Source organism: Neisseria sp. P0001.S007, from assembly GCF_051963655.1.
Classification (GTDB): Bacteria; Pseudomonadota; Gammaproteobacteria; order Burkholderiales; family Neisseriaceae; genus Neisseria; species Neisseria subflava_A.
Map to the genome: position 1 here is coordinate 1 of NZ_JBQCUB010000047.1, position 266 is coordinate 266.

The 266-nt window shown below is 55.6% G+C and carries 1 pseudogene; it reads right to left on the minus strand.

From position 1 onward, the window contains the following. Positions 1-233: pseudogene (locus tag ACTHRE_RS11150) on the minus strand (hypothetical protein); the annotation flags it as partial. Positions 234-266: the final 33 nt, after the last annotated feature.

A 266-nucleotide genomic window follows, 5' to 3' on the forward strand; every position in this document is an offset into this window, starting at 1 on the left:
CCGAAGTTGATGCCTTTGGCGATATTGGCGGCGTTGGTCGCGACGTTTTGGTTGGTCGCAAACAGTTGGCTGCCGTTAACGGCATCTTTGCTGTTGGCATTGAGGTCGCCGTCGGCTACGTTGGTAACCTTCTTGCCGGCAGCATCGATACCGGACTTGGTCAGGCTAGGACCGCCTGCGATCTTAACGCCGTCGTTGTTCACGGTGGTGTCGCCGGCTTCGACGCTGTTCACTACCAGGTCTTTTTTCAGCTTAACGGTCACTTT